Raw genomic sequence first — 23967 nt, forward strand, 5'->3', positions numbered from 1 at the left:
CGAGCCTGCGGGAGGGGTCATGAAGGTTCTGGACGTGCTCGTGAGGAAGGACCTTCTCATCGACCAGCTCGATGCGGCGACCGGCTTCTACACCCGCCTGCTCGATGCGCCGGTCGGCCTGGACCTGAACCTGCTGGACGGGCAGCTGCGCATCGTGGGCATCGGCCGGATGCTGCTGGTGGCCTGCCATCCGCGCATCCGCCCGTCGATTCCTGCCGCCGGCGCCGCCTATCTGGTCAGTGGCATCGATGCCTTCCACTCGACCCTGAGCGCGCTGGGCTGCCGCGTGGTCGTGCCGCTGAGCGAAGTCGTCACCGGCAGGGCCATGGTGATCGAGCACCCGGACGGACTGGTGGTCGAGTACGTCGAACATCGCCCGCGCGATGCGGCATCCGGCCCTGGAGAACATCAATGAAAGATCTTTCGTATTCGCTTGCGCTGAAGCGCGGCGCGCTGCTGCTGGCCTCGCTGGGTGCGATGGCCGGTGTGGCTGCAGCCATCCAGGGGGCATCGCCGGAGGCGCTCGATCCGCTGGACCCGCTGGCACGCAAGGCCGCGATGGTGTCCAGTGCGCCGGCGTCGGTCCTGATCGCCGCGACACGGGTCGGGGAGCGGGTTTTCGTCGCAGGCGAGAACGGCATCCTGCTGTTCAGCGACGACGGCGGCGCGCGCTGGCAGCAGGCGTCGGTGCCGGTCAGCGTGACGCTGACCGCGGTGCACTTCGCGAATGCGCAGAAGGGATGGGCGGTCGGTCACAGCGGCGTGGTGCTGGCGACTGGCGACGCCGGCCGGACCTGGGTTCGCCAGCTCGATGGACGCCAGATCGGTGATCTGCCGCAGGAGGCGTCGGCCGCCGACGCCGAACCCTCGCCGGCGCCGAATCCGGGCGACCCGCTGCTGGACGTGCTGTTCCTCGACGAGAACGAAGGTTTCGCGCTCGGCGCATTCGGCCTGCTGCTGCACACCGCCGACGGCGGCGCGCACTGGACGCGTGCGTCCTCGCGTCTGCCCAACCCCGACGGCAATCATCTGTACGGCATCCGGCTGATCGGTGACCGTCTGTACGTGGTCGGTGAGCGCGGAGCCGTGTTCGCGTCGAACGACCGTGGTGCCCGGTTCGAGGCGCTGAAGACGCCGTATGACGGCAGCTACTTCGGTGTCGTGGGCAACCCGCAGGGCCAGCTCGTGGTGTTCGGTCTGCAGGGCCGTGCTTTCGCATCGGCCGACCATGGCAGGACCTGGGCCGACGTGAGCGGCGGTGCAGACAGTGCCTGGACCGGCGCGACCACGCTGGCCGATGGCCGCATCGTGATGGTCGGTCAGGCGGGTGAGGTGCGCATGCAGGCCGGCGTGTCCGACCGCGTCGACCTGCTGCAGGGCAAGCAGCCACCGCTGTCGGCTGTCGTGGCGCTCGACCCGCAGCGGCTCGTCACTGTCGGGCCGCGCGGCGTGCGCGTGATTCAACTGGCTTCGGCCGCAAACAGGAGTGAACAACCGTGATGCCGACGCCGAATCAGGATGCGGCCGCCTTCGCCGCGGCCGGGCGCGACGGCTTCGATGCGCAGTCCGGCAGCCGGGCCGAGCGCCTGTTCTTCAATAACCGGCTGCTGGTGATCGCGCTGTGCGCGCTGGCCACGCTGCTGCTGGGCTATCAGGCCACGCGGCTGCAGCTGTCGGCCAGTTTCGAGCGCATGCTGCCGACCGATCATCCGTACGTGCAGAACCTGCGCACCTACGAAAAGCAGCTGGCCGGCTCCGGCAACGTACTGCGCATCGTGGTCGCCACCGAAGGCGACAGCATTCTCGATCCGGCCTACATGGACACGCTGCGCCGGATCAACGACGAGGTCTACCTGCTGCCGGGCGTCGATCGCGCTTACATGAAGTCGCTCTACATGTCGGCGGTGCGCTGGGTGGCGGTGACCGACCAGGGGCTGGATGGCGGCCCGGTCATGCCCGACGGCTTCGACGGTTCGCCGGAAAAGCTGGCGGAACTGCGCGGCAACATCGAGCGGTCCGGTCAGATCGGCCAGCTGGTGGCGTCCGACTTCCGGTCCAGCGTGCTGCAGGTGCCGCTGCTCGATCGGGACTTCAACAGCGGCCGTCCGCTGGACTATCAGGCACTGAACGCGAAACTCGAGGAACTGCGCGCGAAGTACGCGTCGGACACGGTGCGCATCCACATCACCGGCTTCGCCAAGGTGGCAGGCGACCTGATCGAGGGCCTGCAGCAGATTCTGGTGTTCTTCGCGACCGCCATCGCCATCTGCAGCGCGGTGCTGTACGGCTACACCCGCTGCGTGCGCAGCACCGGGCTGGTGATGGCCTGTTCGCTGGTGGCGGTGGTGTGGCTGCTCGGTCTGCTGCCGCTGCTCGGTTTCGAACTGAATCCGTACTCGATTCTGGTGCCCTTCCTGGTGTTTGCCATCGGCATGAGCCACGGCGCGCAGAAGATGAACGGCATCATGCAGGACATCGGCCGCGGTGCGCCGAAGTGGGTGGCGGCCCGCCTCACTTTCCGTCGCCTCTTCCTCGCCGGCCTGACCGCGCTGCTGGCCGACGCGGTGGGTTTTGCGGTGCTGATGATCATCCGCATTCCGGTCATCCAGGACTTGGCGCTGGCGGCCAGCCTCGGTGTGGCGGTGCTCATCTTCACCAATCTGGTGCTGTTGCCGGTGCTGCTGTCCTATACCGGCGTGAGTCCGGCTGCCGCGGCACGCAGCCTGCGTGCGGAGCAGGCCGGGGTCGATGGCGGCAAGCATCCGTTCTGGGCCTTTCTCGATTTGTTCACCCAGCGCCGCTGGGCCATCGGTGCGGTGGCGGTGGCTACCGTGCTGGGCGTGGCCGGCTTCGTCGCCAGCCTGAACCTGAAGATCGGTGATCTCGATCCGGGCGCGCCGGAGCTGCGTGCCGACTCGCGCTACAACCTCGACAACGCCTACGTGATCGGTCACTACGCCGCGAGCAGCGACGTCTATACGGTGATGATTCCGACGCCGAAGGAAAGCTGTTCGAAGTACGGCACGCTGCTGCGGGTGAACGAGCTGGAATCGCGCCTGCGTGCGCTGCCCGGCGTCGAATCCACGGTGTCCTTCGTCGGTACCGCGAAGAGCGGCATGGTGGGCTTCGCCGAAGGCAATCCGAAGTGGTACGAGCTGTCGCGTGACCAGGCCAGCATCAATTCGGTCACCCAGTACGCCCCGCGCGAAACGCTGGACGCGCAGTGCAGCTTCCTCACCATCCAGACCTTCCTGAAGGACCACAAGGCCGACACGCTGGACGCGGTGTCTTCGGTGGTCGACGCCTTCGGCGCCGAATACAACGGACCGGACGCGCAGTTCCTGTCGGCCGCCGGCAACGCCGGCATCGAGGCGGCGACCAATATCGTCGTGCGTCAGGCCAACCGCGAAATGCTCGCGCTGGTGTACGCCGCGGTGGTGGTGCTGTGCTTCATCACCTTCCGTTCATGGCGCGCGGTGCTGTGTGCAGTGCTGCCGCTGGTGCTTACCTCGGTGCTGTGCGAGGCACTGATGGTGGGGCTGGGCATGGGCGTCAAGGTGGCGACGCTGCCGGTGGTGGCGCTGGGCGTGGGCATCGGCGTGGATTACGCGCTGTACGTGCTGAGCGTGACGCTGGCCAATCTGAAGGCCGGGCGCACCCTGTCCGAGGCCTACTACGGCGCCCTGCTGTTCACCGGCAAGGTGGTGGTGCTGACCGGCGTCACGCTGGGCATCGCGGTCGCCACCTGGGCCTTCTCGCCGATCAAGTTCCAGGGCGACATGGGCATCCTGCTCGCCTTCATGTTCGTCTGGAACATGCTGGGCGCACTCATCCTGCTGCCCGCCCTCGCCTACTTCCTGCTGCGCCGCGACGTGCAGCAGGATGTCGCACGCAAGCCGGCTGCGGTCGAGCACAGCCTCGCCGCCTGAACCGGCGATCTCATACAAAGGAGGAGCACACCATGAGTCTTCAGAACTGGACCCCGAGCGACATCGATCTGGACCGCGCGCGCGCGATCGCCACCGAGCGCCGCGCCGCCAACAAGGTGAAGATGCTGCATCACCACGCCTTCCGCTGCCGCAACGCGGAAGAGACGCGTGCCTTCTATGAGGGCGTGCTGGGTTTCCCGCTGGTGGCCTGCTGTATCGAACCCATCGATCCGCTGACCAACGAGCCCAAACCCTACATGCACCTCTACTTCGAACTGGCCGACGGCAGTGCGCTGGCCTTCTTCGACTATCCGGCGCACTTCACGGCCGCCGACTTCCCCGAGGTCGACCAGTTCGGCCATCACATCGCGATGGAAGTGAGCGGCGGCCACGAAACCATCGATGGCTACAAGAAGAAGCTCCAGGCGGCCGGCATCGACGTGCTGGAGATCGATCATGGCTACTGCCGTTCGATCTACTTCTACGATCCGAACGGCATGCGGGTCGAGTTCGCCACCAACGTGACGGTGACCGAGCGCTTCTTCGCCGACAAGTACCAGTCGGTCGATGCCGACATGGCGAAGTGGAAGGAAATCCGTGCGCAGCACTTCGGCGAGGCGGTGAAGGCCTGAGCGGCCTGAAGGGTGGATGACATGACGCACGACACTCCGCGCCCTGCCTTCCTGCGCCACGATTGCGTGTCGGAAGACGGCTGCCGCATCGCCTGGTGGTCGGCCGGAAATCCGGACGGGTGTCCGGTTGTGCTGCTGCATGGCTTCGCGCTGGACCACACGGTGTGGGCCCCGCTCTACGCGCAGCGCGCACTGATGGAGCGCTGCCATCTGGTGATGCCGGATCTGCGCGGTCACGGCGGGTCGGACCGCATGCCGACACCGGCCCACTACACCTCGGGCGATGCCTGGGCCGCCGACCTTGATGCGGTGATCCGCGCCGCCGGTCTGGTGCGACCCACCGTGGTGGCCTGGTCTTTTGGCGGGCGAAGCGTGCTCGATTACGTGCGCCGTTACGGCGCCGACCGGCTGCAGGGCATCCAGTTCGTGGCGGCGGCCAGTCTGGCGCATTTCGCTTCGGCCGGCCCGGACCACGTCATTCTCGATGCGCTGTGCGCGGAGGATGAAGCCGTGGTGGCGGATGCGACCGGACGCTTCATCGGCGACGTGCTGGGCGTGCCGCGCGACAGCGCCGACTTCGCCGCGCTGACCGCGGTGGCGGCACGCTGTCCGGTCGAACACCGCCGCTGGATGCGCCAGCGCGGGCTGGATTACGACGCGCTGATCGCCGGTCTCGATCTGCCGCTGATGTGGGTGAATGGCGAGCACGACGGCATCGTGCTGCCGTCGCGCGCCGAGGTGTTCCGCGAACGGCTGCCGGATGCCCGCATCTCGATTCACGCCGGCGCCCGCCATGCGCCCTTCCGCGACGACCCGGCGCGCTTCGCGCGCGAGCTGGTCGACTTCATCACCGATCCGCCGCCCTGCCGCCGCACAGTCATTGCGCTGGCCGGATCGCACTGACAACACCGAGGCCGCACACGACGGCCCGATCAAACAGGAGACTCACCATGTACCCGCTACCCGAAGGCTGTTTCGCTCCGCGCAACCAGTGGTATATCGCCGCCTGGGCCGACGAGGTCAGGCGCGAGCCGATGGAGCGCTGGATACTCAACGAACCGGTCGCTTTCTATCGCACCGAAGACGGCCGCGCGGTCGCGCTCGAGGGGCGCTGCCCGCACCGCCACTTCCCGCTCGGCAAGAGCCGGCTGGTGGGCGACAACATCGAGTGCATGTATCACGGCATCACCTTCTCGCCCCTGGGCGACTGCGTGCGCATCCCGTCGCAGGGCATGGTGCCGGCCAGCTGCAAGGTGAAGGCCTATCCGCTGGTCGAGCGCTGGAAGTGGCTGTGGATCTGGATGGGCGATCCGGCGCTGGCCGACGAATCGCTGATTCCGGATCACCACGAGATCGGTCTGACCGACCCGGCCTTCACGGTCGAGTCCGGCACCTATCACGCAGTGCCCGGCCGCTACATGCTGATGCACGACAACCTGTTCGACCTCACCCACCTCGGCTTCCTGCATCAGACCAGCATCGGTGCCGGCGACTACAGCGTGGTCGACGAGCAGCGGGACAACGGCGACAACTGGATCAGCAGCCAGCGCGAGTTCCCGAATATCCAGTGCCCGCCGCTCTATGCGCAGGTGTTCGGTTACGAGGGCAAGGTCGACCGCGCTTTCGGCATGAAACTTTTCCTGCCTTCGCTGCATGCCGGCTACGACTTCCTGTGCAAGTCCAGGACCGACAGCGACGACCCGGGTGCCGTGCTTGGCAAGGTGCGCGTCTATCACGCGATCACGCCCGCCACGAAGAACACCGCCCACTACTTCTTCGCCTACGGCCGCACGTTCAAGCAGGACGACGACGCTTTCGGCAAGGCCATGCTGGCCAGCTTCAATGCGGTGATCGAGGAGGACATGCTGGCCACCCGCGAAATCGAGTCCATGCTCACCACGCTGGGCACGACGCCGCCGGAGGTGCTGCTGAAGGCCGATGCCACCTGCGTGCGCGGACGGCGGCTGTTTGAAAGTCTCATCCGCAAGGAACAGGCGGTCTGATGGCTACGGTCCAGACGCTGCAGGTGCGCGTCGCGCGTCGCGAAGCCGAGGCCGAGGGCATCGCCCGCTTCGAGCTGGTCAGTGCGGACGGCGCACCACTGCCCGCCTTCACCGCGGGTTCCCATGTCGATGTGCTGCTGGGCGACGGTTTGACCCGGCAGTACTCGCTGTGCGGCCATCCGGCCGATCGCAGCCGCTACCAGCTGGGCGTGCTGCTTGACCCGGCGTCGCGCGGTGGCTCGCGTGCGATGCACGCGCTGGCAGAGGGCGCCACGCTTGCGATCAGCGCGCCGCGCAACCACTTCGAACTGGCGGCCGATGCGCGCCACCATCTGCTGCTGGCCGGCGGCATCGGCGTCACGCCGCTGCTGTGCATGGCGGAGCAGCTGGCGGCCGACGGCGCCGATTTCACGCTGCACTACTGCACCCGCTCGCTCGATCGCACCGCCTTCCGCGCGCGGATCGCGTCCGCCGGCTGGGCGGCGCGTACGCAGATTCACGTCGACGACGGCGACGCATCCCAGTCCTTCGACATGAAGGGCGTGCTGGCGCCCCCCGAGCCGGGCACGCATCTCTACGTATGCGGCCCCAGGGGTTTCATGGACGCTGTGCTGGCGACCGCGCGCGCGCAGGGCTGGCCGGAAGACCGCATCCACTACGAGTTCTTCGGGGCGACCGTGGTGACGACGGACGCCGACGCCGACTTCGACGTGAAGCTGGCCCGTTCCGGCCGTGTCATTCCGGTGCGGCGCGAACAGACGGTGGCGCAGGCGCTTGCCGCGGCTGGCGTCGATCTGCCGGTGTCCTGCGAGCAGGGCGTGTGCGGCACCTGCCTGACACGCGTCATTGACGGCACGCCTGACCACCGCGACATGTACATGACGCCGGCCGAACAGGCGAAGAACGACTGTTTCACGCCCTGCTGTTCGCGCTCGCTGAGCCCGCTGCTGGTGATCGATCTCTGATGCCGGACACCATGATTCCCGACCCGTTGCAGGCGCACGCCGCGCCCGAACTGACGCCGGCGCAGGTGTTCGCGCTCTATCCGCCGCACGGCGACACGCTGCCGTCGCTGCTGGCGTCGCGCGCAGCGGCGATACCCGATGCCGAGGCGCTGCTTTTCCAGTCGCGCAGCTGGACCTACCGCCAGCTGCAGGACGGCGCAGATGCGCTGGCGGCCGTGCTGGCCGCGCAGGGCATCCGTGCCGGCGACCCGGTCGCACACGTGGCGCCGAACAGCGATCTGGCCGTGCTGCTCTTCCTCGCGCTCGCCCGCATCGGCGCGCTGTTCGTGCCGCTGAATCCGGCACTCACCGATGACGAACTGCATTACCAGCTGCAGCACTCGCAGGCGGTGGCGGCTTTTGCGCCGCACAGCCTGTGCGAACGCGTGGCGCAGATCGTCGCGCGCTGCAGCCGTGCTGCCCGGGTGGGCGCGCTCGAAGCTTTGGGTTACGACGCCGCCGATGCCGCCGCGGCGCTTGCCTGCATCGAGGCGCAGCGGCCTGAGGACGCGCCCGCACTGGCGCAGCCCGGGCCCGACGACCCGGTGGTGGTGATCTACACCTCGGGCACCACCGGCTTTCCGAAAGGTGTGGTGCACAGCCAGCGCACGGTCGTGTGGTCGGCCGAAGTGTTCGTCGGCCGGCTGCGGCTGCAGCCGCGCGAGCGCATGCTGACGGTGTTCCCGCTGTTCCACGTCAACGCGCTGTTCTATTCCTTCGCCGGTGCGCTGGCCTGCGGCGGCACCTTCATCACCGCGGCGAAATTCAGCGCGTCGACCTTCTGGCAGACCGCGGTCGACACCGGTGCCACCCAGCTCAACATTCTGGCGGCGCTGGGCTCCATCCTCGGCCTGCGGCCGCGTTCCGAATTCAATCCGGCGCACCGCATCCGCAAGATCTACGGCGGTCCGATCAGCGTCGACATGTTCCGGCTGTTCCAGCAGGAATTCGGCGTGCCGCTGCTGATCGAGGGCTACGGCATGTCGGAGATTCCGTCCACCTGCAGCAACCCCTACGAAGGGCCGCACAAGCCCGGAAGCATCGGCCGCGCCGGTGTGCATCCGCGCTTCGACGGCGCGTTTGCACAGCTGCGCGTGGTCGATGATGACGGCCGCGACGTCGAGGTGGGCGAAGCCGGTGAATTGCTGGTGCAGACACCGACCCTGTTCGTTGCCTACCTGAACGATGCGCAGCAGACCGCCGAGGCGTTCCGCGACGGCTGGTTCGCCACCGGTGATCTGGTGCGCATGGACGCCGACGGCTATTTCTATTTCGTTGCGCGCAAGAAGGACATCATCCGCAAGCGCGGCGAAAACATATCCGGCGCCGAGCTCGACGTCTTACTGGGCCGACATCCGGAGCTGGCGGAGGCGGCGACCATCGCGGTGCCGTCCGAACTGGGCGAGGACGACATCCTGGCAGTGCTCGTTGCGCGGGACGGCGCCACGCCGACGCACGAGGCGGTGATTGAGTGGTGCCACGCCCACATGGCGGCGATCAAGGTGCCGCGCTACCTGGTGTTTGCCGATGCATTGCCGAAGACACCGACGCAGCGCGTGGCCAAGCATCTGCTGAAGAAGGACGCGGCGCTGATCGCCCGTGCCCGCGACATGGAAGCCGCCCAGGCGGCGACGCGCTGATGCAGCCGCGCACTCTGTTCGACAAACTCTGGACGCGCCACGTCGTCGCCATGCGCGGCGAAAACACGGCGCTGCTCTACGTCGATCGTCATCTGGTCTATGAGGTGACCAGCCCGCAGGCCTTCGAGGGTCTGCGGCTTGCCGGTCGCACGCCCTGGCGTCGCGACACGGTGTTGGCCACGGCCGACCACAACGTGCCGACCACTTCGCACGCCGGCGAGATCCGCGACCCGCTGTCGCGCGCGCAGGTCGAGCAGCTCGGGCACAACTGTCGTGAGTTCGGTATCACGCTGTTCCCGCTCGGCGACCGCCGGCAGGGCATCATCCACGTGATCGGGCCGGAACAGGGCGCCACGCTGCCCGGCATGACGGTGGTAGCCGGCGATTCGCACACCAGCACGCACGGCGCCTTCGCCGCGCTGGCCTTCGGCGTCGGCACATCGGAGGTCGAGCACGTGCTGGCTACGCAGTGCCTGCCGGTCGACCGCATGAAGACGCTGTACATCGATGTCAGCGGCACGCTGCCACGTGGCGTGACCGCAAAGGACCTGGTGCTCGACCTGATCCGATGCCTCGGCGCTGCGGGCGGCGCCGGCTGTGCCATCGAGTTCGGCGGCGACACCGTGCGCGGGCTGTCGATGGAAGGCCGGATGACCCTGTGCAATATGGCGATCGAGGCCGGTGCGCGCGTCGCGCTGGTGGCGGTCGACGCGGTGACGCTGGATTACCTCGAAGGCCGGCCGCTGGCACCTCGCGGCGCCGAGTGGGACGCCGCCTGCACATACTGGCGCACGCTGGTCAGCGACGATGGCGCAGTGTTCGACGCGCGGCTGCAGATCGACGCCAGCACGCTGCGCCCGATGGTGAGCTGGGGTACGTCGCCAGCGCAGACGGTGCCGGCCGACGGCCGCGTGCCGGACCCGCGCGACGAGGCCGACCCGGTGCGCCGCGCGCAGATGCAGCGCGCACTTGACTACATGGCGCTCGAACCGGGCACCGCCGTCACTGATATCCGGCCCGACCGCGTATTCATCGGTTCCTGCACCAATGCGCGCATCGAGGATCTGCGCGCGGCTGCAGCCATCGCGCGCGGTGGCCGCGTCGCAGCCTCGGTCAGTCAGGCGCTGGTGGTGCCCGGCTCCGGTCTGGTCAAGGCACAGGCGGAAGCAGAAGGGCTTGATCGCGTCTTCATCGAGGCCGGCTTCGAGTGGCGCGAGCCTGGCTGTTCAATGTGTCTGGGCATGAATGACGACAGCCTTCAGCCCGGCGAGCGCTGCGCCTCGACCTCAAACCGCAACTTCGAAGGTCGCCAGGGCGCCGGCGGCCGCACCCATCTTGTCAGCCCGGCAATGGCTGCCGCCGCGGCACTGGCCGGCCACTTCGTCGATATCGGCGCGGAGGCCTGACATGCAGCCTTTCACCGCACTGACCTCGCACGTCGCGCCGCTGGACCGCGCCGACGTCGATACCGACGCGTTGATTCCGAAGCAGTTCATGAAGTCGATCGCGCGCACTGGCTTCGGCGACAACCTTTTCGACGCCTGGCGTTACCGTGACCCGGGCTATCCCGGCAAGCCGCAATCGGCGCGCGAACCCGAACCGGATTTCGTGCTCAATCGGCCGTCCTGCAGAGGCGCGCAGATCCTGCTCGCACGCGACAACTTCGGCTGCGGCTCCAGCCGCGAACACGCGCTGTGGGCACTTGCCGACTATGGCTTCCGCGTCATCGTGGCGCCGAGCTTCGCCGACATCTTCTTCAACAACTGCTTCAAGAACGGCGTGCTGCCCGTCGTGCTGCCGACCCCACAGATCGACCGCCTGTTCGCCGACGTCGGCGACGGACGCGAGGACTACCGGTTGACGGTCGATCTGGCAGAACAGACGCTGCGTTTGCCAGATGGCGAACGGCTGGGCTTCGAGGTGGACGCCTATCGAAAACACTGTCTGCTGCATGGTCTGGACGACATCGCATTGACGCTGCAGCAGGCGGACGACATCCGCGCCTACGAGCAGCGGCGGTGCACGCTCGAACCATGGCTTTTTCCGGCATGAGCGCCCGCCGCACGCGGCTGCGCAACGCGCTCGCCGGGACGCAATGCCTGAACTGCCCGTCGGTATTCGATCCGATGTCGGCACGACTGGCCGAGGCTGCCGGCTTCGGTATCGGCATCCTCGGCGGCTCGGCGGCAGCGCTGACCCTGCTCGGTCTGCCCGACCTGAACCTGATCACGCTGACCGAACTGAGCGGGCTGACGCGCCGCATCACCGACACCAGCGACGTCGCGTTGATCGTCGATGCCGACGGCGGCTACGGTAACGCGCTCAATGTGATGCGCACGGTGGGCGAGCTGGAGGCAGCAGGCGCCGCTGGCCTGTCGATCGAGGACAGCTGGCTGCCGCAGGCCTACGGCCGGCACACCGACCCGCTGATACCGATAGACGAGGCGGCCGACAAGCTGCGCGCCGCGGTTTCCGCGCGGCGCGATCCGTCCTTCGTGTTATTCGCGCGCACCTCGGCGCGCGCCTGCAGATCGGACGACGAACTGATCGAGCGCCTAACGCGTTACGCCGACACCGGTGTCGACGCGCTGTGCATCGTCGGCTCCGACAATGATGAACGGCTGGCGAAGATATCCGCGCACATCCGCCTGCCATGGTTGCTGATCGGCTACGCAGGCTCCGATCCGGCAAGGCTCGACACGCTGGCGAGCCACGGCGCACGCCTGCATCTCGACGGACATCACGGCATGCTCGCCGCGCTGGAGGCGATGCAGACCGCCTACCGCTCCCTGCCCGGCGCTGCGCCGGCGACGCCGCCCCTGTCGACCGACGCATTGGTGCCGCACCTGAGCCGCGTGGCGCGATATCGAGAGGCAGAGCGTTACCTGAAGCCGGCAACCGCCAGCGGCTGAACACCCGACGTCCTCGTGCCGGCCACGCCCAAGTGCCCCGCTGACCCGGGCGCGGCCCGGTGTTTGATGGAGCGCCGCGTGCGCTCCATTTTTTCTCAAGCGCCGTCGTCGATGAACTGCAGCCGTGCCAGCTGTGCGTATAGCCCGTTGCGCGCCAGCAGTTCTGCGTGCGTGCCGGATTCGATCGCGTGGCCGTGGTCGAGCACGACGATGCGGTCGGCGCGCTGCACGGTGGCCAAGCGGTGCGCCACCACTAGCGTAGTGCGGCTGGCCATCAGCGGTGCCAATGCGGCCTGCACCATGCGTTCGCTTTCGGCGTCGAGCGCCGAGGTGGCTTCGTCCAGCAGCAATATCGGGCGGTCGGCCAGAATGGCGCGGGCAATGGCGAGACGCTGGCGCTGGCCGCCGGACAGGCGCACGCCACGCTCGCCGAGCGGGCTGTCATAGCCGCCGGGCAACTGACGGATGAAGGCGTCGGCAAAAGCGGCCTCGCAGGCTGCGCGCACTTCCTCGTCGCTCGCCTCCGGTCGCGCGTAGCGCACGTTGTCGGCCACGCTGGCGGCGAAGATGACCGCCTCCTGCGGCACCAGCGCGATGCGCGCACGCACGGCGGCCGGGTCGGCCTGCACCAGCGGCACGCCGTCGATCTCGACGCTGCCGGCCTGCGGGTCGTAGAAGCGCAGCAGCAACTGGAACAGCGTGGATTTGCCGGCGCCGGACGGGCCGACCAGCGCCACCGTCTCGCCAGCACGTACCGTCAGGTCGAAGCGGTCGAGCGCCGGAATGTCCGGCCGGCTGGGGTAGCAGAAGCGCACGCTGCGGAAGGCGATGTCGCCGCGCGACGGCTGCGGCAGCGGCTGCGGGTCGGCCGGGGCGGCGATGTCGGGCTGCGTATCCAGTAGCTCGATCAGCCGTTCGGTGGCGCCCGCGGCGCGCTGCAGTTCGCCCCACACCTCGGACAGCGCACCGACCGAACTGGCTACGATGGCGGCGTAGAACACGAAGGCCGACAGCTCGCCGGCGCTGAGCCGCCCGGCCAGCACGTCATGACCACCCACCCACAGGATGAGCGCGACCGAGCCGAACACCAGCAGGATGACCATGACGATCATGACTGCCGTATGGCGATAGCGGCGCCCGCCGGTGTCGAAGCTGCGCTCGACCAGCGCGGCGAAATGTGTGCGGTCGGCCGCCTCGTGACCGCAGGCCTGCACGATGCGGATGGCGTGCACGCTCTCGTCAACATGGGTGCCGAGGTCGGCCACCCGTGCCTGTCGCTCACGCGACAGCCCGCGCACGCGGCGGCCGAAGATGACGATGGGCGCCACCACCACCGGCACGCCAGCCAGCACCAGCAGCGTCAGCCGGCCACTGGTCAGCCCCAGCATGACCAGGCCGCCGGCCAGCATCAGCGTGTTGCGCAGCGCGATCGACAGGGTCGATCCGACCACGTTTTCGATCTGCGCGGTGTCGTTGGTCAGCCTGGAAATGACTTCGCCAGTACGGCCGGCCTCGAAGAAGGAGGGCGGCAGGGTCAGCAGGTGGGCATACACCCGCGTGCGCAGGTCCGCCGCGACCCGTTCGCCCAGCCAGGACACGTTGTAGAAGCGCAGCCAGGTGGCGCCGGCCAGCAGAACGACCAGCCCCAGCGTGCCGGCCAGCGCGCGGTCCAGCCACTGCGGATCGCCGGCGGCGAAACCCTGGTCGATCACGCTGCGCAGACCCTGACCCAGCGCCAGCGCCGAACTGGCGGCCAGCACCAGACCGAGCGCCGCCAGCGCCAGACGGCCGCGGTGCGGCTTCACCAGTTCCCACATCACGTGCCGGGCACGACGTAAATCACTCACGCAGAATCATCCTTTTTGTTGTATATTCGCGCCCCTACCCAAGTGCGCGGGTGGCGAAATTGGTAGACGCGCTGTCTTGAGGGGGCAGTGCCGCAAGGCGTGAGAGTTCGAGTCTCTCTCCGCGCACCACACCTTCAGCACCTTCCGGTGCTCATCCCGAACCGTCCGGATCGGGAGAATCCCATGTCATTGAACCTGCCGCAGCTTACCGTGCTGCAGTGCGCTGCTGGCTGTCCGCGCGCTTTGTTACTATGCGCGTCGCAATTCCGAGCCAATCAACCCAAATCAAGACTTCCTGACAACGAGCGGGAGGCGGACGAGGTCGGAGAAGGAGACAGCGATGGCGTTGGACAAGGTCCTGCTGGGACGCTTGCTGCAGTTGAACGAACCGTGGACGGTACGCGATTTCCGTTTCGATCCGGGTGCCCGCCGCATCGACGCATGGATAGGCCTCGAAGTTCAGCGCGGCTGGTTCGGCCTGGCGCGCAAGCAGGAGCCGGAGGCAGCAGAGCGCGTCTGGCGTCACATCGATCTCGCCGGCTGGCGCTGTCATCTGCGCGTGCTGGCGCCGCCCAACGCCGATCTGAGCTCGCTCCCGTGGGCCGGCCCGGCCGACATGCCCTTCTCGCAGGCGCTGTCCAAACAGGTGTTCGCACTGTTCAACGAAGGTGTTTCGCTGAACGGCATCTGCGCCATCACCGGCATTCCGCTGCAGGAACTGTGGAAGTTCAAGTTCGCGCTCGACCAGGGCAAGGCGGCGATCGCCGAACCGTCGAAGGCATCCGCCGCGGCCCCCCTGCAGCCCGCCGCTGATCCCGGTGCGCCGCCCGCCGCGGCGTCCGACGACGACATTCCCGACGTGGCCGATCCGGTCTGGCTGCAGCTGATCGAAGGCCAGCGCGACATCGACATCCGTGCGCTCAGTCTGAAACTGCTGATGACCCGCCTGCGCAGCCAGATGGAGGTGATCACCGACGACGAGGTGCGCATGCTCAAGCTGCGCGAGCTGCACCGCTACTTCGTCAAGAACGCCCGCATGCTGGGCCACGAACTGGCGCAACTGCGCACGCACTGATTCCCGGACAGACTTACATGACGACTCAGAACACGTCCGCCGTGAGCGGACGCATGATGGGGCTGTCCGAAGCGACGGCCCTGATCCGCGGCGGTGGTCATTTCAGCGTCGCCGGCGACGAGGCGCTGCTGCGCCAGCTGCCGCGCGGCCACTGGATCGGCGGCACCATTCCGTACTTCATGGGCCAGGACGGCGGCGTCACCACGCGCGACCAGCTCTATGTCGCGCAGGTGCCGGTGATCAACGGCCTCCCGATGATCCGCTTCTACGACCAGATCAGCCTCGAACGCGTCTGCGCCGACGCGCCGGAGAACGGCTTTTCCATCATCGTGATGCCCGCGTTCTCGGCCGTGCATTCGCTGTTCGCACGCAACGCGCCCGGCTACGAAGACATGTACCTGAAGCCGCTGGTCGGCTGGATATCCGGCATTCACCTGTCGGATCTCGGCCGCGCCAGCCCGCTGGTGGTCAATGGCGAAACGCTGGAATTCGACGGCGAGCGCGCGCTGGTGATGCATGTGCCGCTACCCGAGAACAAGTACGCGCAGATCGACATCATCAACCTGTTCACTCAGGGCGAAGGCGACCGCATCCGTTTCCCGGCCAAGGGTTTCAGCGCGACCGAATGCCTGATCAACGGTCAGCCCGGCAACTTCGCGCAGTACGTGAGTTCGCGCGCGATCGACACCAAGCTGCCGCTGGTCGCCGACTACAGCGGCGCGATGATCAACGTGAGCATCAAGTCGGTCGATGCCGGCAAGGGCACGGTCGATTTCTACGCACCGGTATTCGACGACATCGAGTACCGCTTCGCGGCGCCGGTGCCGGACTACGTCAGCGCCTTCCACACCGCGCTGCCGGGGCAGACCGGTCCGATCGGCTTCAGCTGCAACTGCGTGCTGAACTACCTGTACAGCGAGCTCGAAGGCAAGCGTGTGCCGGCCATGCTGGGCCCGATGACCTTCGGCGAAGTGGCCTACCAGCTGCTGAACCAGACGCTGGTGTATCTGACCATCGAGGGCTGAGCGCGCTCTTGTGGGAGCGGCCCTGGCCGCGACACGGCCGGCTGCCTTAAGCAGGCCTCGATTGAGGCGGCTGTCGGGGTCAGAAGACCCCTCCCACAGAATCCCCGCCCGGGCGCCGACCGCGGGTAGGGCACATCTCCCTGTGGGAGCGGCCTTGGCCGCGACTCGGCCGCTGCGGTCCGCAGACTTCGATCCAGGCCGCCGTCGGGGTCGAGCCCCCTCCCACAGAGCCCTCGTCCGATCCGCGGCCGGCGCCGATTGGCGTAGCATGCCGCTTTCCCGTCCAGCATCGCATCCCGCATGAACGACTCCTCCTCCCAGCCGCGCCGCCTCGCGCTCGTCATCGACGCCGACAACGCGCAGCCTTCGCTGATCCAGCCCGTCCTGCTGGCCGCCGCCTCGCGCGGCCGCGTCACCGTGCGCCGCATCTACGGCGACTGGACCTCGCCCAACATGACCAGCTGGAAAGCGCACCTGCTCGATCACTCGATCCGGCCGATCCAGCAGTTCCGCATCGTCGGCGGCAAGAACGCGACCGACAGCGCGATGATCATCGACGCGATGGACCTGCTGCACTCCGGTCTGGTCGATGGCTTCTGCATCGTGTCCAGCGATTCGGACTTCACTTCGCTGGCACGCCGCATCCAGGAAAGCGGCCTGTTCGTGATGGGCGTCGGCCGCCGCACGACACCGGTCGCCTTCCAGCGCGCCTGCGAGGAGTTCGTGTTCACCGACGACATGCGCGCATCGCCGCCGGCTTCGGCGCAGAAGAAGAAACCTGCGGCATCCTCCGGCGCCGCCGCTGCGCGCCCGGAACAGACACCGCGTCGGCCGCGCAACGCGCAACCTGACGCGCAGATCCTCGAACTGCTGTCGCAGGGCATCCGGTCGGCCACCGACGAGGACAGCGGCTGGGCCGGCATCGGCCGCGTCGGCCAGATCGTGCGCCAGTACGAGCCGGGCTTCAGTCACAAGGATTACGGCCACGCCAGCCTGTCCGGTCTGCTGGAAAGCCATCCGGAACTGTTCCGCCTGCGCAAGGGCGACAACGGTCAGGCGCAGGTGCAGCTGATCGAGCGAGCGGCCGACAAGCAGCTCGAACTGCTGCCCGAGCCGGCTGCGGACGGCACTCCGGAGGCCACCGGCGAGGCGCCGGCCAAGTCGCGCCGCAGCCGCCCGCAACGCAAGGCCAAGCCGGCCGCCGAGACGGCGGCGCCCGCGCCGACCGAAACGCCTGCAGCTGCCGCGCAAGCGCCAGTCGAGCCGACCGAAGCCAAACCGGCGAAGCCGCGCGCGCCGCGCCGCAGCCGGACCCGCAAGCCGGAAGGCGAAGCGCCGCAGTCCTGAGCGCCGCTTTCAGCCGCGCGCTTCGTCGGTGGCGGTCGAGTCCTGCCGCGGCGGCCAGAAGAAATCGCGCGGCCGGGTCAGGAAACGACGGGCCAGCTTGACCGACAGGCCGCGCGTGTCTTCCGGCTCGATGCCGCGCGAGCGCAGCGCCACCTTCATCGCCAGGCTGAAGCTGACGATGAGGTTGGTCAGACCGATCAGCATCACGCCGAGCGCACCGACCGCGATGGTGTGCCAGTCGAGATCGAAGCCGAGCGCGTGCGTGCCGTAGGCGAGGTTGGCCGACGCGAAGGCGACGTGGCGGATGTCCAGCGGCAGCCCCAGCAACTGCCCGATGATGGGTGTGCTGCCCAGCATGCAGCCGAACAGGAAATTCCCCATCAGCGCACCGAGGTTGTGTTCGACGTAGTTGGCCAGCCGGTTCAGTCGCGCTTCGCCCAGCAGCGCCCGCAGCCATTTCACGCGGCGCAGCCGCTCCGGTACCCGGTGATACAGCGACTGGTTGTCGTAGTAGCCCGAAATGAGACCGCTGAGGAACAGGAAGACGCCGGCGATCGCCGCGTGCGGAATGGCCATGCTGAGCAGCGGATGCAGGTCGTGCAGCAGGTGCGCGCCCTTGACCGGATCGACCGGGTGCCAGTCGAGGAAGGTGCCGCCGACCATCGCAATCGACATCGCAGTCAGGAAGCCGATCGACACATTGCCGGCGATCGATATCCACTGCGTGCGGCTGACCTGTGCGGCCAGATCCGCCAGCACGCCAAGGCGCGCGTCGCGGTTCTGCTTGCCGTCGAGCGCGGCGGCCAGCGTGGCGGCGGTCATCGCCGGCTGCTTGGTGGCAACGGTCAGGTGCAGGATGTGGATCAGCACGAAGCCGAGGCCGTAGTCCAGGCTATGGACAACCGCCAGCCACACCGGCGGCAGACCGAGCTTGCCGGTCACGATCTTGATCAGCGCCATGCAGCCGATGATCAGGCCGGCACCGGCGGCGGCGCGGAACATGCCGAAGAACTCGGCGCGACTTTCGGTCACGTAGTGCTCGCCCGACTTGCTGGCCTGTTCGGTCACGCGCCGCGCCAGCAGTTCGGTGGTGCCCGAGAACAGGTCACGCACGCTGTTGCGGCGGGTTTCCTGGCGCACCAGACAGAGGAAGAAATCGATCGCGCGGGCGCGCAGGGTCGGCGCATCGACGGTGGGATCGGGCAGCACCAGCATGCGCAGCAGGCGCAGCCGGCCGGTGATCTGTTCGATGCGCGCCAGCACGAACACCAGGTTCACGCCGACGCCCGCCTCGCGCGAACGGCGCCGGATGGTGTCGACATAGCTCACGCACTGTTCGAGCAGCACTTCGAGGTGGCCGTCGTGTGGCAGCACCTCGTCGCTGTCGGTATGACGGGCGATGAAAGCGCGTACCTCGTCGCTCTGCGCGAGGAAGGGCGACTCGTGCCGCGCCAGTGCCGGCAGATAGCGCAGCAACGCCGGCTCCATGCCGAGCGCCGCCAGCCGGTGCGAAGCCATGCGCATCGCTTCGAACAGCTCGTGCCGGATCTGGCGACGCGCCGGTGCGAAAGCATCGCCGGTCACGTGCAGCAGATCGAGCAGCGCCTGCCAGTCCTCGCGCGGAATGGCGCTCATCCACTCGCCGTCGCCGGCGTCGTCGAACACCTCGCTGAACAGGTCGCGCAGGAAGTCGGCATCGACCGCCGGCGGCAGCATGCGGCCGAGCAGGCGACTGCTCAGACCGCTGAAGAAACCCTGGTTGGCGAGCACGCCGGATTCGGCATACAGCGTGCGGTGCATGCGCGCTGCAAGCACCGCGTTGAGATGGGCCGACAGCGCGCCGGCCAGTTCCGCTCGCGCGCCGAGCAGGCGCAGCAGCGCGCGGAAACGCGACTCGGCAACCTCGACGCCGTCACGTCGTCCGGGGCGCATCAGAGTGATCAACCGGGCAAGCCGCTCGCCGGTGGTGTCGTTGGTGTGGCGCGCCACCTCTTCGAGCAGCGCAGTCAGTTCGGCGACGTAGGCAGTGCTGTGTGTCGTCATGATCGAAGCGGAATAGCGGAATGTGGATCGGGGTCGGCGCGCCGCCCCGCGCGGCGTTCAGTCGCCGCGGGCGATGCGGCCATCGACCAGTTCGATGCGGCGGTCGCAGCGCGCCGCCAGACGCGGGTCGTGCGTCACGATGAGGCAGGCGCTGCCGCGTTCTCGATTGAATTCGCGCAGCAGCGCAAAAATATCATCCGCCGTGTGAGTGTCCAGATTTCCGGTCGGTTCATCGGCCAGTATCAGCCGCGGCGACAGCGACAGTGCGCGCGCGATCGCCACCCGCTGCTGCTGACCGCCGGACATCTGGTTGGCCTTCTTGTGCTCGTGACCCTTCAGACCGACGCGATCGAGCAGGTCGAAAGCCACCGCCTCGGCCTGCGCGGTGGCAACACCGTGCTCGATGATGGACGGCATCATGACATTTTCCAGCGCGCTGAAGGCCGGCAGCAGATGATGGAACTGGAATACGAAGCCGATATGACGGCCACGGAGCACGGTCAGCGCCTGTTCGGACAGGCCGCGCGTCTCGCTGCCGGCAATCGCGAGCTCGCCCGAGGTCGGGCGTTCGAGCAGACCGATCAGGTTGAGCAGCGTGCTCTTGCCGGAGCCGCTGGGGCCGATCAGCGCGCAGAACTCGCCCTCGGCCAGTTCGAAGTCGAGGCCGTGCAACACCTCCGTTTCCACTGGCGTACCGACGCCATAGGACTTGCGCAGGCCCCGCAGCGACACGATGGCGTTCATGCGCCGCACCTCATGCACGAATCGCCTGCACCGGGTCCATCTTGGCCGCGCGCCGCGCCGGAATCAGCGCCGCCAGCACACCGACCACCAGCGCGATCAGCGCCGCCGACAGCGCAATGCCGGTATCCAGCTGCGGCTGGAACAGCGGCGCGCCGTCGCCGGTGCGATAGACGCTGGAGAAGAACTGCAGCAGACCCCAGGCCAGCGCGACACCGGACAGCGCGCCGACGAAACCAACCAGCCCGCCCTGCAGCAGAAAGATGCCCATCACGCGGTTCGAACTGGTGCCCATCGCGCGCAGGATGCCGATCTCCTTCTGCTTCTGCACCACGCTCACCACCAGCACGCTCGATATGCCGAGCGCCACGATGACGACGACGAAGCCGCGGATCAGGTTGTTCGATACGGTCTGGTTGCGCAATGCGGCCAGCAGCTGCGAGTTGGTCGTCATCCAGCTGTCGACGGTCAGCCCGCTGCCGGCCTGCAGACGCTCGCTCACGTCCTGTGCGTCGAAGATGTCGGCCACCGTGATGTCGATGTTCGACACGCCGCCCGGCAGGTCCAGCAGCGACTGCGCGAGCTTCATGGTGGTGAATACCCAGCGCCGGTTCAGATCCTTGTTGCCGATGTCGAACAGGCCCGTGATCTGCAGCAGTTCGTCGCGCCCGCCAGCGGCGCGCAGGAACATCTTGTCGCCCACCGTGACGCCGAGATCCTTCGCCAGTTCGATACCGATGATGGCGTTCGTGCCGTCGACCTGGAACTGCCCGCGCGTCATATAGGTATCCATCTTGACGATGCGGCGGTAGCGGTCCGGCTCGACGCCGACCAGCGCCACCGACTTGCTGGCCCGCCCGCGCAACGCGAAAGCCGGGCCGCTGACCACCGGCGAGACGGCGACCACGCGCGGCTGTGCTTCGGCCAGCTTCACCATCGCTTCCCACTGGTCGATGGAACGCAGGCGCTGCGCGCGCGGCTCGACCAGCACGGAGCTGGCCGGGTCGGTCGAGGCGCGCAGGTTCACTTCCTCGAGCGGCCGCATCACGACGTGCGCCTGACTGCCCAGCACGCGGTCGATGATGGTGGCCTGCAGCTGCGATATCAGCTGCGACAGGAACACGATGACGGCGACGCCGCCGGTCACGCCAAGCAGGATGAGCGCGGTCTGCATGCGCCCCTCGCGCAGGAAGCGCAGCGCGACCAGGAACTCGAACGGAAGCTTGGGTCGCGCCATCGTCAGCGACCGAGATTGGGCGTCGGGCCCGGTGCACCGCGCGCCGGCTTGATGCGGATGCGGTCGCCATCGAGCGCGCCGCCGGCCGGCATGATGGCGACTTCACCCTCGGCCAGTCCGTCGGTGATCTCGACGCGGCCGACGCCGCGCAGACCGACGTTCACCGGCACCTTCGCCGCTGCGCCGTCGCGCGCGACCAGTACCCAGGGCGCGGCGCTGTCGACCTCGCGCACCGCCTCCAGCGGCAGCGACAGCGCCTGCTCCTTGCGACCGATCACCACCTCGACCGATACCGTCATGTCCGGCCGCAGGAAGGCCGGCGGCTCAGTCACGCGCAGCCGCACCTCGACCGTGCCGCGCTGGGCGTCGATGGCCGGCGACAGGTAATAGACGACGGCATCGAAAGGCTGACCGGGGAAAGCATCGGCCACGGCCTGGGCACGGGCGTCGAGCCGCAGATAGCGCAGGTTCTTCTCGTCCAGCGTCGCGTAGATGCGCGTTTCGCCATTCTCGGCCAGCGTCAGCAGCGCGCGGCCGGCCTGGGCGACGTCGCCCGGCTCAGCGTCGCGCGCAATCACCAGCGCATCGACCGGCGCGCGCAGCGTCAGCAGGTCGCGGCGTGCCTGCGCCGACTCGAGCGCAGCCTGTGCCTGCGCCAGCCGCGCCTGGGCGCTGACACGTTCGGCGCCGCGCGCCGTGTTGGCGTCGCGCTGCGCCTGCGCGGTGCGCAGCTGGGCGCGCGCGTTGTCCAGCTGGCGCGCCGCCTCGTCCAGTTTCGACGGCGAGAAGAACTGCTGCGCCACCAGCGCCTCGGCGCGCTGGTACTCGGCCTCGGCCACGCGCAGATTCGCTTCGGCCTGCTTCACCGCCTGTTCGGCCACCGGCAGGCCGACCGCGTCGAGCTGGGTGAAACGCGCCTGCGCTTCGGCAATCTGCGAGCGCGCCTGTTCGACCGCCGCGTCGGCGTCGCTCGCCCGCAACCGCACAAGCAGGTCACCCGCCTTCACCGCCGCGCCCTCGCGCACGGTCACCTCATCGATGATGGCAGTGATCTGCGTGCCCAGTTCGATGCGCGACGGTGTGGCGATGCGGCCGGTGGCGACCACGCTCTGGGTCAGCGGCGAACGCTCGACCTTGACGACATCGACGGCGATGCCGCGCGGCCAGAACAGCCATGCGACGAGCACCGCTGCGGCGAGCAGCAGTGCGATCAGGTGACGGGTTTTCATTGAAGGGGTCAGGAAGCGGGCGGGAGCAGTGTGTCGATCAGCGCGTCGAGCTGTCTGTGATCCGGGTTACCGATGATGCGTTTGACGATGCGGCCATCGCGATCGACGAGGAAGCTGGTCGGCGTCGCAAGGATGCCGCCGAAGCCGCGGTCCAGTTCACCGACCGGATCGAAGCCTACGCGAAACGGCAGCTTCTCGCGCTGCGCGAAATCCTGCACATGGCTCGGCGCGTCGTAGGACATGGCGACCGCCACCACCTCGAAACCGCGCGCCGCGTGCCGGCGGTGCGTGTCGGCCAGGCCCGGCATGCCCTTGATGCAGGGGCCGCAGGAGGTGGACCAGAAGTTCACCAGACGCACTTTTCCATCGGCGTGACCGAGGTCGATCCGGCCACCGTCCAGCAGCGCGACCTGCAGCGCCGGCACCTGCTCCGGATGACCGGTGCCGCGCAGCAGCCACACCCCTGCAATCAGCGCCAGCAACACTAACGGTGATACCCATTTGCGATCCATAATCTTCATTCGTTCAAACACAGAGGGCTTCGACCATGCGTGCGATTGTCGGTTTTGTGGCGTGTCTTGTCATGTGCACCCAGGTGTGGGCATTGTCACTATCCGACCTGTCGGACAAGGACGCCGGTGGTGGCCTGAAAGAGGCGTTGACCCAGGGGGCGTCGAAGGCGGTCGATCTGCTGGGCAAGCAGGACGGTTTCCTGAAGAACGCGAAGGTGAAGATCCCGATGCCCGACGGCCTGCGTCAGGCGGAAAAGCTGATGCGCACCTTCGGCATGAAGAAGCAGGCCGACGAGCTGATCACCGCGATGAACCGCGCTGCCGAGGCGGCGGTACCGGAAGCGAAGGAACTGCTGGTCGGCGCGGTCAAGGACATGAGCGTCGAGGACGCGAAGAAGATTCTGACCGGTGGCGACACGGCGGGCACCGAATACTTCAAGGGCAAGACCTCGGCCCAGCTGAAGGAACGCTTCAAACCCATCGTGCAGAAGGCGATGGACAAGGTGGGTCTGGCCAAGAGCTACGAAAAGTTTGCGTCCAAGGGCGCGCAGTATGGCGTGATCAGCAAGGAAGACGCCGACCTCGACAACTACGTGACGCAGAAGACGCTGGACGGCCTGTTCACGATGGTGGCCGAAGAGGAGAAGGCGATCCGCAAGAACCCGGTCGGCGCTGCCGGCAGTCTGGCGAAGAAGGTGTTCGGCGCGCTGCGCTAGGCGCGGACCGGGCAGTCCTCCGCGATAGCGGCCCCACTCGACGCCGCTATCGCGAGCAAGCTCGCTCCCACAAAA

Annotated in this window: 21 protein-coding genes and 1 tRNA gene; 16 read left to right on the top strand and 6 right to left on the bottom strand. The window is 67.7% G+C overall.

Annotation, left to right across the window (positions count from 1 at the left end; translation table 11 throughout):
- Positions 1-19 precede the first annotated feature (19 nt).
- Genes AC51BJ_RS14825 through AC51BJ_RS14875 form a run of 11 tightly spaced genes read left to right on the top strand, consistent with a single transcriptional unit; the run spans position 20 to position 12120 of the window.
- Positions 20-415 carry a glyoxalase/bleomycin resistance/dioxygenase family protein gene (locus tag AC51BJ_RS14825; RefSeq protein WP_018227615.1) on the top strand — a complete coding sequence of 132 codons (396 nt, stop codon included), beginning with the start codon at positions 20-22 and terminating at the stop codon, positions 413-415.
- Positions 412-1500, top strand: coding sequence for a WD40/YVTN/BNR-like repeat-containing protein (locus tag AC51BJ_RS14830; protein WP_496280737.1), 1089 nt, complete (start codon positions 412-414; stop codon positions 1498-1500). Before AC51BJ_RS14825 ends, AC51BJ_RS14830 begins: the two co-directional genes overlap by 4 nt.
- A complete protein-coding gene (locus AC51BJ_RS14835) occupies positions 1500-3929 on the top strand; it encodes an efflux RND transporter permease subunit (RefSeq protein ID WP_496280738.1) in 2430 nt (809 codons plus the stop codon). Before AC51BJ_RS14830 ends, AC51BJ_RS14835 begins: the two co-directional genes overlap by 1 nt.
- Positions 3930-3961: 32 nt before the next feature.
- Complete coding sequence (locus AC51BJ_RS14840; protein WP_496280739.1) at positions 3962-4561, top strand: VOC family protein; 600 nt, start codon at positions 3962-3964, stop codon at positions 4559-4561.
- A 21-nt stretch (positions 4562-4582) separates the two neighbouring features.
- Positions 4583-5464, top strand: a complete 882-nt coding sequence (locus tag AC51BJ_RS14845; RefSeq protein WP_496280740.1) for an alpha/beta fold hydrolase — start codon at positions 4583-4585, stop codon at positions 5462-5464.
- 47 nt (positions 5465-5511) lie between these two features.
- Positions 5512-6564, top strand: coding sequence for a Rieske 2Fe-2S domain-containing protein (locus AC51BJ_RS14850; protein WP_496280741.1), 1053 nt, complete (start codon positions 5512-5514; stop codon positions 6562-6564).
- On the top strand, positions 6564-7529 hold the full coding sequence (locus tag AC51BJ_RS14855) for a PDR/VanB family oxidoreductase (RefSeq protein WP_496280742.1): 966 nt from the start codon (positions 6564-6566) through the stop codon (positions 7527-7529). The genes AC51BJ_RS14850 and AC51BJ_RS14855 overlap by 1 nt, the downstream gene beginning before the upstream one ends.
- The gene (locus AC51BJ_RS14860; protein ID WP_496280743.1) at positions 7529-9208 is read left to right on the top strand and encodes an AMP-binding protein; all 1680 of its coding nucleotides are present in this window, start codon (positions 7529-7531) and stop codon (positions 9206-9208) included. Before AC51BJ_RS14855 ends, AC51BJ_RS14860 begins: the two co-directional genes overlap by 1 nt.
- A complete protein-coding gene (gene leuC, locus AC51BJ_RS14865; protein WP_019915808.1) occupies positions 9208-10614 on the top strand; it encodes a 3-isopropylmalate dehydratase large subunit in 1407 nt (468 codons plus the stop codon). The genes AC51BJ_RS14860 and leuC overlap by 1 nt, the downstream gene beginning before the upstream one ends.
- Position 10615: 1 nt before the next feature.
- Positions 10616-11260, top strand: coding sequence for a 3-isopropylmalate dehydratase small subunit (gene leuD, locus AC51BJ_RS14870; RefSeq protein ID WP_019915809.1), 645 nt, complete (start codon positions 10616-10618; stop codon positions 11258-11260).
- The gene (locus AC51BJ_RS14875) at positions 11257-12120 is read left to right on the top strand and encodes an isocitrate lyase/PEP mutase family protein (protein ID WP_019915810.1); all 864 of its coding nucleotides are present in this window, start codon (positions 11257-11259) and stop codon (positions 12118-12120) included. The genes leuD and AC51BJ_RS14875 overlap by 4 nt, the downstream gene beginning before the upstream one ends.
- Positions 12121-12215: 95 nt before the next feature.
- Here the strand turns inward: AC51BJ_RS14875 and AC51BJ_RS14880 are convergent, their stop codons facing one another.
- A complete protein-coding gene (locus AC51BJ_RS14880) occupies positions 12216-13937 on the bottom strand; it encodes an ABC transporter transmembrane domain-containing protein (RefSeq protein WP_496280776.1) in 1722 nt (573 codons plus the stop codon).
- 74 nt (positions 13938-14011) lie between these two features.
- On the opposite strand from AC51BJ_RS14880, the gene AC51BJ_RS14885 reads away from it, so the two are divergent.
- From AC51BJ_RS14885 to AC51BJ_RS14900, 4 genes are all read left to right on the top strand, one after another.
- Positions 14012-14096 (top strand) — tRNA-Leu (locus AC51BJ_RS14885).
- Between the two features lie 211 nt (positions 14097-14307).
- The gene (locus tag AC51BJ_RS14890; protein ID WP_304010775.1) at positions 14308-15042 is read left to right on the top strand and encodes a hypothetical protein; all 735 of its coding nucleotides are present in this window, start codon (positions 14308-14310) and stop codon (positions 15040-15042) included.
- Positions 15043-15059: 17 nt separating this feature from the next.
- Positions 15060-16067: a DUF6976 family protein gene (locus tag AC51BJ_RS14895; RefSeq protein ID WP_430432485.1), complete on the top strand. Its 1008-nt coding sequence runs from the start codon at positions 15060-15062 to the stop codon at positions 16065-16067.
- Between the two features lie 300 nt (positions 16068-16367).
- Positions 16368-17414 carry an NYN domain-containing protein gene (locus tag AC51BJ_RS14900; protein ID WP_430432484.1) on the top strand — a complete coding sequence of 349 codons (1047 nt, stop codon included), beginning with the start codon at positions 16368-16370 and terminating at the stop codon, positions 17412-17414.
- Between the two features lie 9 nt (positions 17415-17423).
- Here the strand turns inward: AC51BJ_RS14900 and AC51BJ_RS14905 are convergent, their stop codons facing one another.
- The 5 genes from AC51BJ_RS14905 to AC51BJ_RS14925 are packed head-to-tail and all read right to left on the bottom strand — an operon-like array spanning position 17424 to position 23185.
- On the bottom strand, positions 17424-19457 hold the full coding sequence (locus AC51BJ_RS14905) for a site-specific recombinase (RefSeq protein WP_496280744.1): 2034 nt from the start codon (positions 19455-19457) through the stop codon (positions 17424-17426).
- Between the two features lie 57 nt (positions 19458-19514).
- Positions 19515-20201, bottom strand: coding sequence for an ABC transporter ATP-binding protein (locus tag AC51BJ_RS14910; protein WP_430432482.1), 687 nt, complete (start codon positions 20199-20201; stop codon positions 19515-19517).
- 10 nt (positions 20202-20211) lie between these two features.
- On the bottom strand, positions 20212-21435 hold the full coding sequence (locus AC51BJ_RS14915; protein WP_496280745.1) for an ABC transporter permease: 1224 nt from the start codon (positions 21433-21435) through the stop codon (positions 20212-20214).
- A 2-nt stretch (positions 21436-21437) separates the two neighbouring features.
- Positions 21438-22664: an efflux RND transporter periplasmic adaptor subunit gene (locus tag AC51BJ_RS14920; RefSeq protein ID WP_496280746.1), complete on the bottom strand. Its 1227-nt coding sequence runs from the start codon at positions 22662-22664 to the stop codon at positions 21438-21440.
- Positions 22665-22672: 8 nt separating this feature from the next.
- Entirely contained in the window at positions 22673-23185 is a 513-nt protein-coding gene (locus tag AC51BJ_RS14925) for a TlpA disulfide reductase family protein (protein ID WP_496280747.1), read from the bottom strand.
- A 26-nt stretch (positions 23186-23211) separates the two neighbouring features.
- Here AC51BJ_RS14925 and AC51BJ_RS14930 point away from each other — a divergent pair, with 26 nt between their 5' ends.
- Positions 23212-23892, top strand: coding sequence for a DUF4197 domain-containing protein (locus tag AC51BJ_RS14930; RefSeq protein ID WP_304006450.1), 681 nt, complete (start codon positions 23212-23214; stop codon positions 23890-23892).
- Positions 23893-23967: the final 75 nt, after the last annotated feature.

The organism is Methyloversatilis sp. S146-33, assembly GCF_059552495.1.

Excerpts from the sequence above, each read along its gene's own strand:
- AC51BJ_RS14825 (WP_018227615.1), top strand. The coding sequence starts at position 20 with ATGAAGGTTCTGGACGTGCTCGTGAGGAAGGACCTTCTCATCGACCAG.
- AC51BJ_RS14830 (WP_496280737.1), top strand. The coding sequence starts at position 412 with ATGAAAGATCTTTCGTATTCGCTTGCGCTGAAGCGCGGCGCGCTGCTG.
- AC51BJ_RS14835 (WP_496280738.1), top strand. The coding sequence starts at position 1,500 with ATGCCGACGCCGAATCAGGATGCGGCCGCCTTCGCCGCGGCCGGGCGC.
- AC51BJ_RS14840 (WP_496280739.1), top strand. The coding sequence starts at position 3,962 with ATGAGTCTTCAGAACTGGACCCCGAGCGACATCGATCTGGACCGCGCG.
- AC51BJ_RS14845 (WP_496280740.1), top strand. The coding sequence starts at position 4,583 with ATGACGCACGACACTCCGCGCCCTGCCTTCCTGCGCCACGATTGCGTG.
- AC51BJ_RS14850 (WP_496280741.1), top strand. The coding sequence starts at position 5,512 with ATGTACCCGCTACCCGAAGGCTGTTTCGCTCCGCGCAACCAGTGGTAT.
- AC51BJ_RS14855 (WP_496280742.1), top strand. The coding sequence starts at position 6,564 with ATGGCTACGGTCCAGACGCTGCAGGTGCGCGTCGCGCGTCGCGAAGCC.
- AC51BJ_RS14860 (WP_496280743.1), top strand. The coding sequence starts at position 7,529 with ATGCCGGACACCATGATTCCCGACCCGTTGCAGGCGCACGCCGCGCCC.
- leuC (WP_019915808.1), top strand. The coding sequence starts at position 9,208 with ATGCAGCCGCGCACTCTGTTCGACAAACTCTGGACGCGCCACGTCGTC.
- leuD (WP_019915809.1), top strand. The coding sequence starts at position 10,616 with ATGCAGCCTTTCACCGCACTGACCTCGCACGTCGCGCCGCTGGACCGC.
- AC51BJ_RS14875 (WP_019915810.1), top strand. The coding sequence starts at position 11,257 with ATGAGCGCCCGCCGCACGCGGCTGCGCAACGCGCTCGCCGGGACGCAA.
- AC51BJ_RS14880 (WP_496280776.1), bottom strand. The coding sequence starts at position 13,937 with ATGTGGGAACTGGTGAAGCCGCACCGCGGCCGTCTGGCGCTGGCGGCG.
- AC51BJ_RS14890 (WP_304010775.1), top strand. The coding sequence starts at position 14,308 with ATGGCGTTGGACAAGGTCCTGCTGGGACGCTTGCTGCAGTTGAACGAA.
- AC51BJ_RS14895 (WP_430432485.1), top strand. The coding sequence starts at position 15,060 with ATGACGACTCAGAACACGTCCGCCGTGAGCGGACGCATGATGGGGCTG.
- AC51BJ_RS14900 (WP_430432484.1), top strand. The coding sequence starts at position 16,368 with ATGAACGACTCCTCCTCCCAGCCGCGCCGCCTCGCGCTCGTCATCGAC.
- AC51BJ_RS14905 (WP_496280744.1), bottom strand. The coding sequence starts at position 19,457 with ATGACGACACACAGCACTGCCTACGTCGCCGAACTGACTGCGCTGCTC.
- AC51BJ_RS14910 (WP_430432482.1), bottom strand. The coding sequence starts at position 20,201 with ATGAACGCCATCGTGTCGCTGCGGGGCCTGCGCAAGTCCTATGGCGTC.
- AC51BJ_RS14915 (WP_496280745.1), bottom strand. The coding sequence starts at position 21,435 with ATGGCGCGACCCAAGCTTCCGTTCGAGTTCCTGGTCGCGCTGCGCTTC.
- AC51BJ_RS14920 (WP_496280746.1), bottom strand. The coding sequence starts at position 22,664 with ATGAAAACCCGTCACCTGATCGCACTGCTGCTCGCCGCAGCGGTGCTC.
- AC51BJ_RS14925 (WP_496280747.1), bottom strand. The coding sequence starts at position 23,185 with ATGAAGATTATGGATCGCAAATGGGTATCACCGTTAGTGTTGCTGGCG.
- AC51BJ_RS14930 (WP_304006450.1), top strand. The coding sequence starts at position 23,212 with ATGCGTGCGATTGTCGGTTTTGTGGCGTGTCTTGTCATGTGCACCCAG.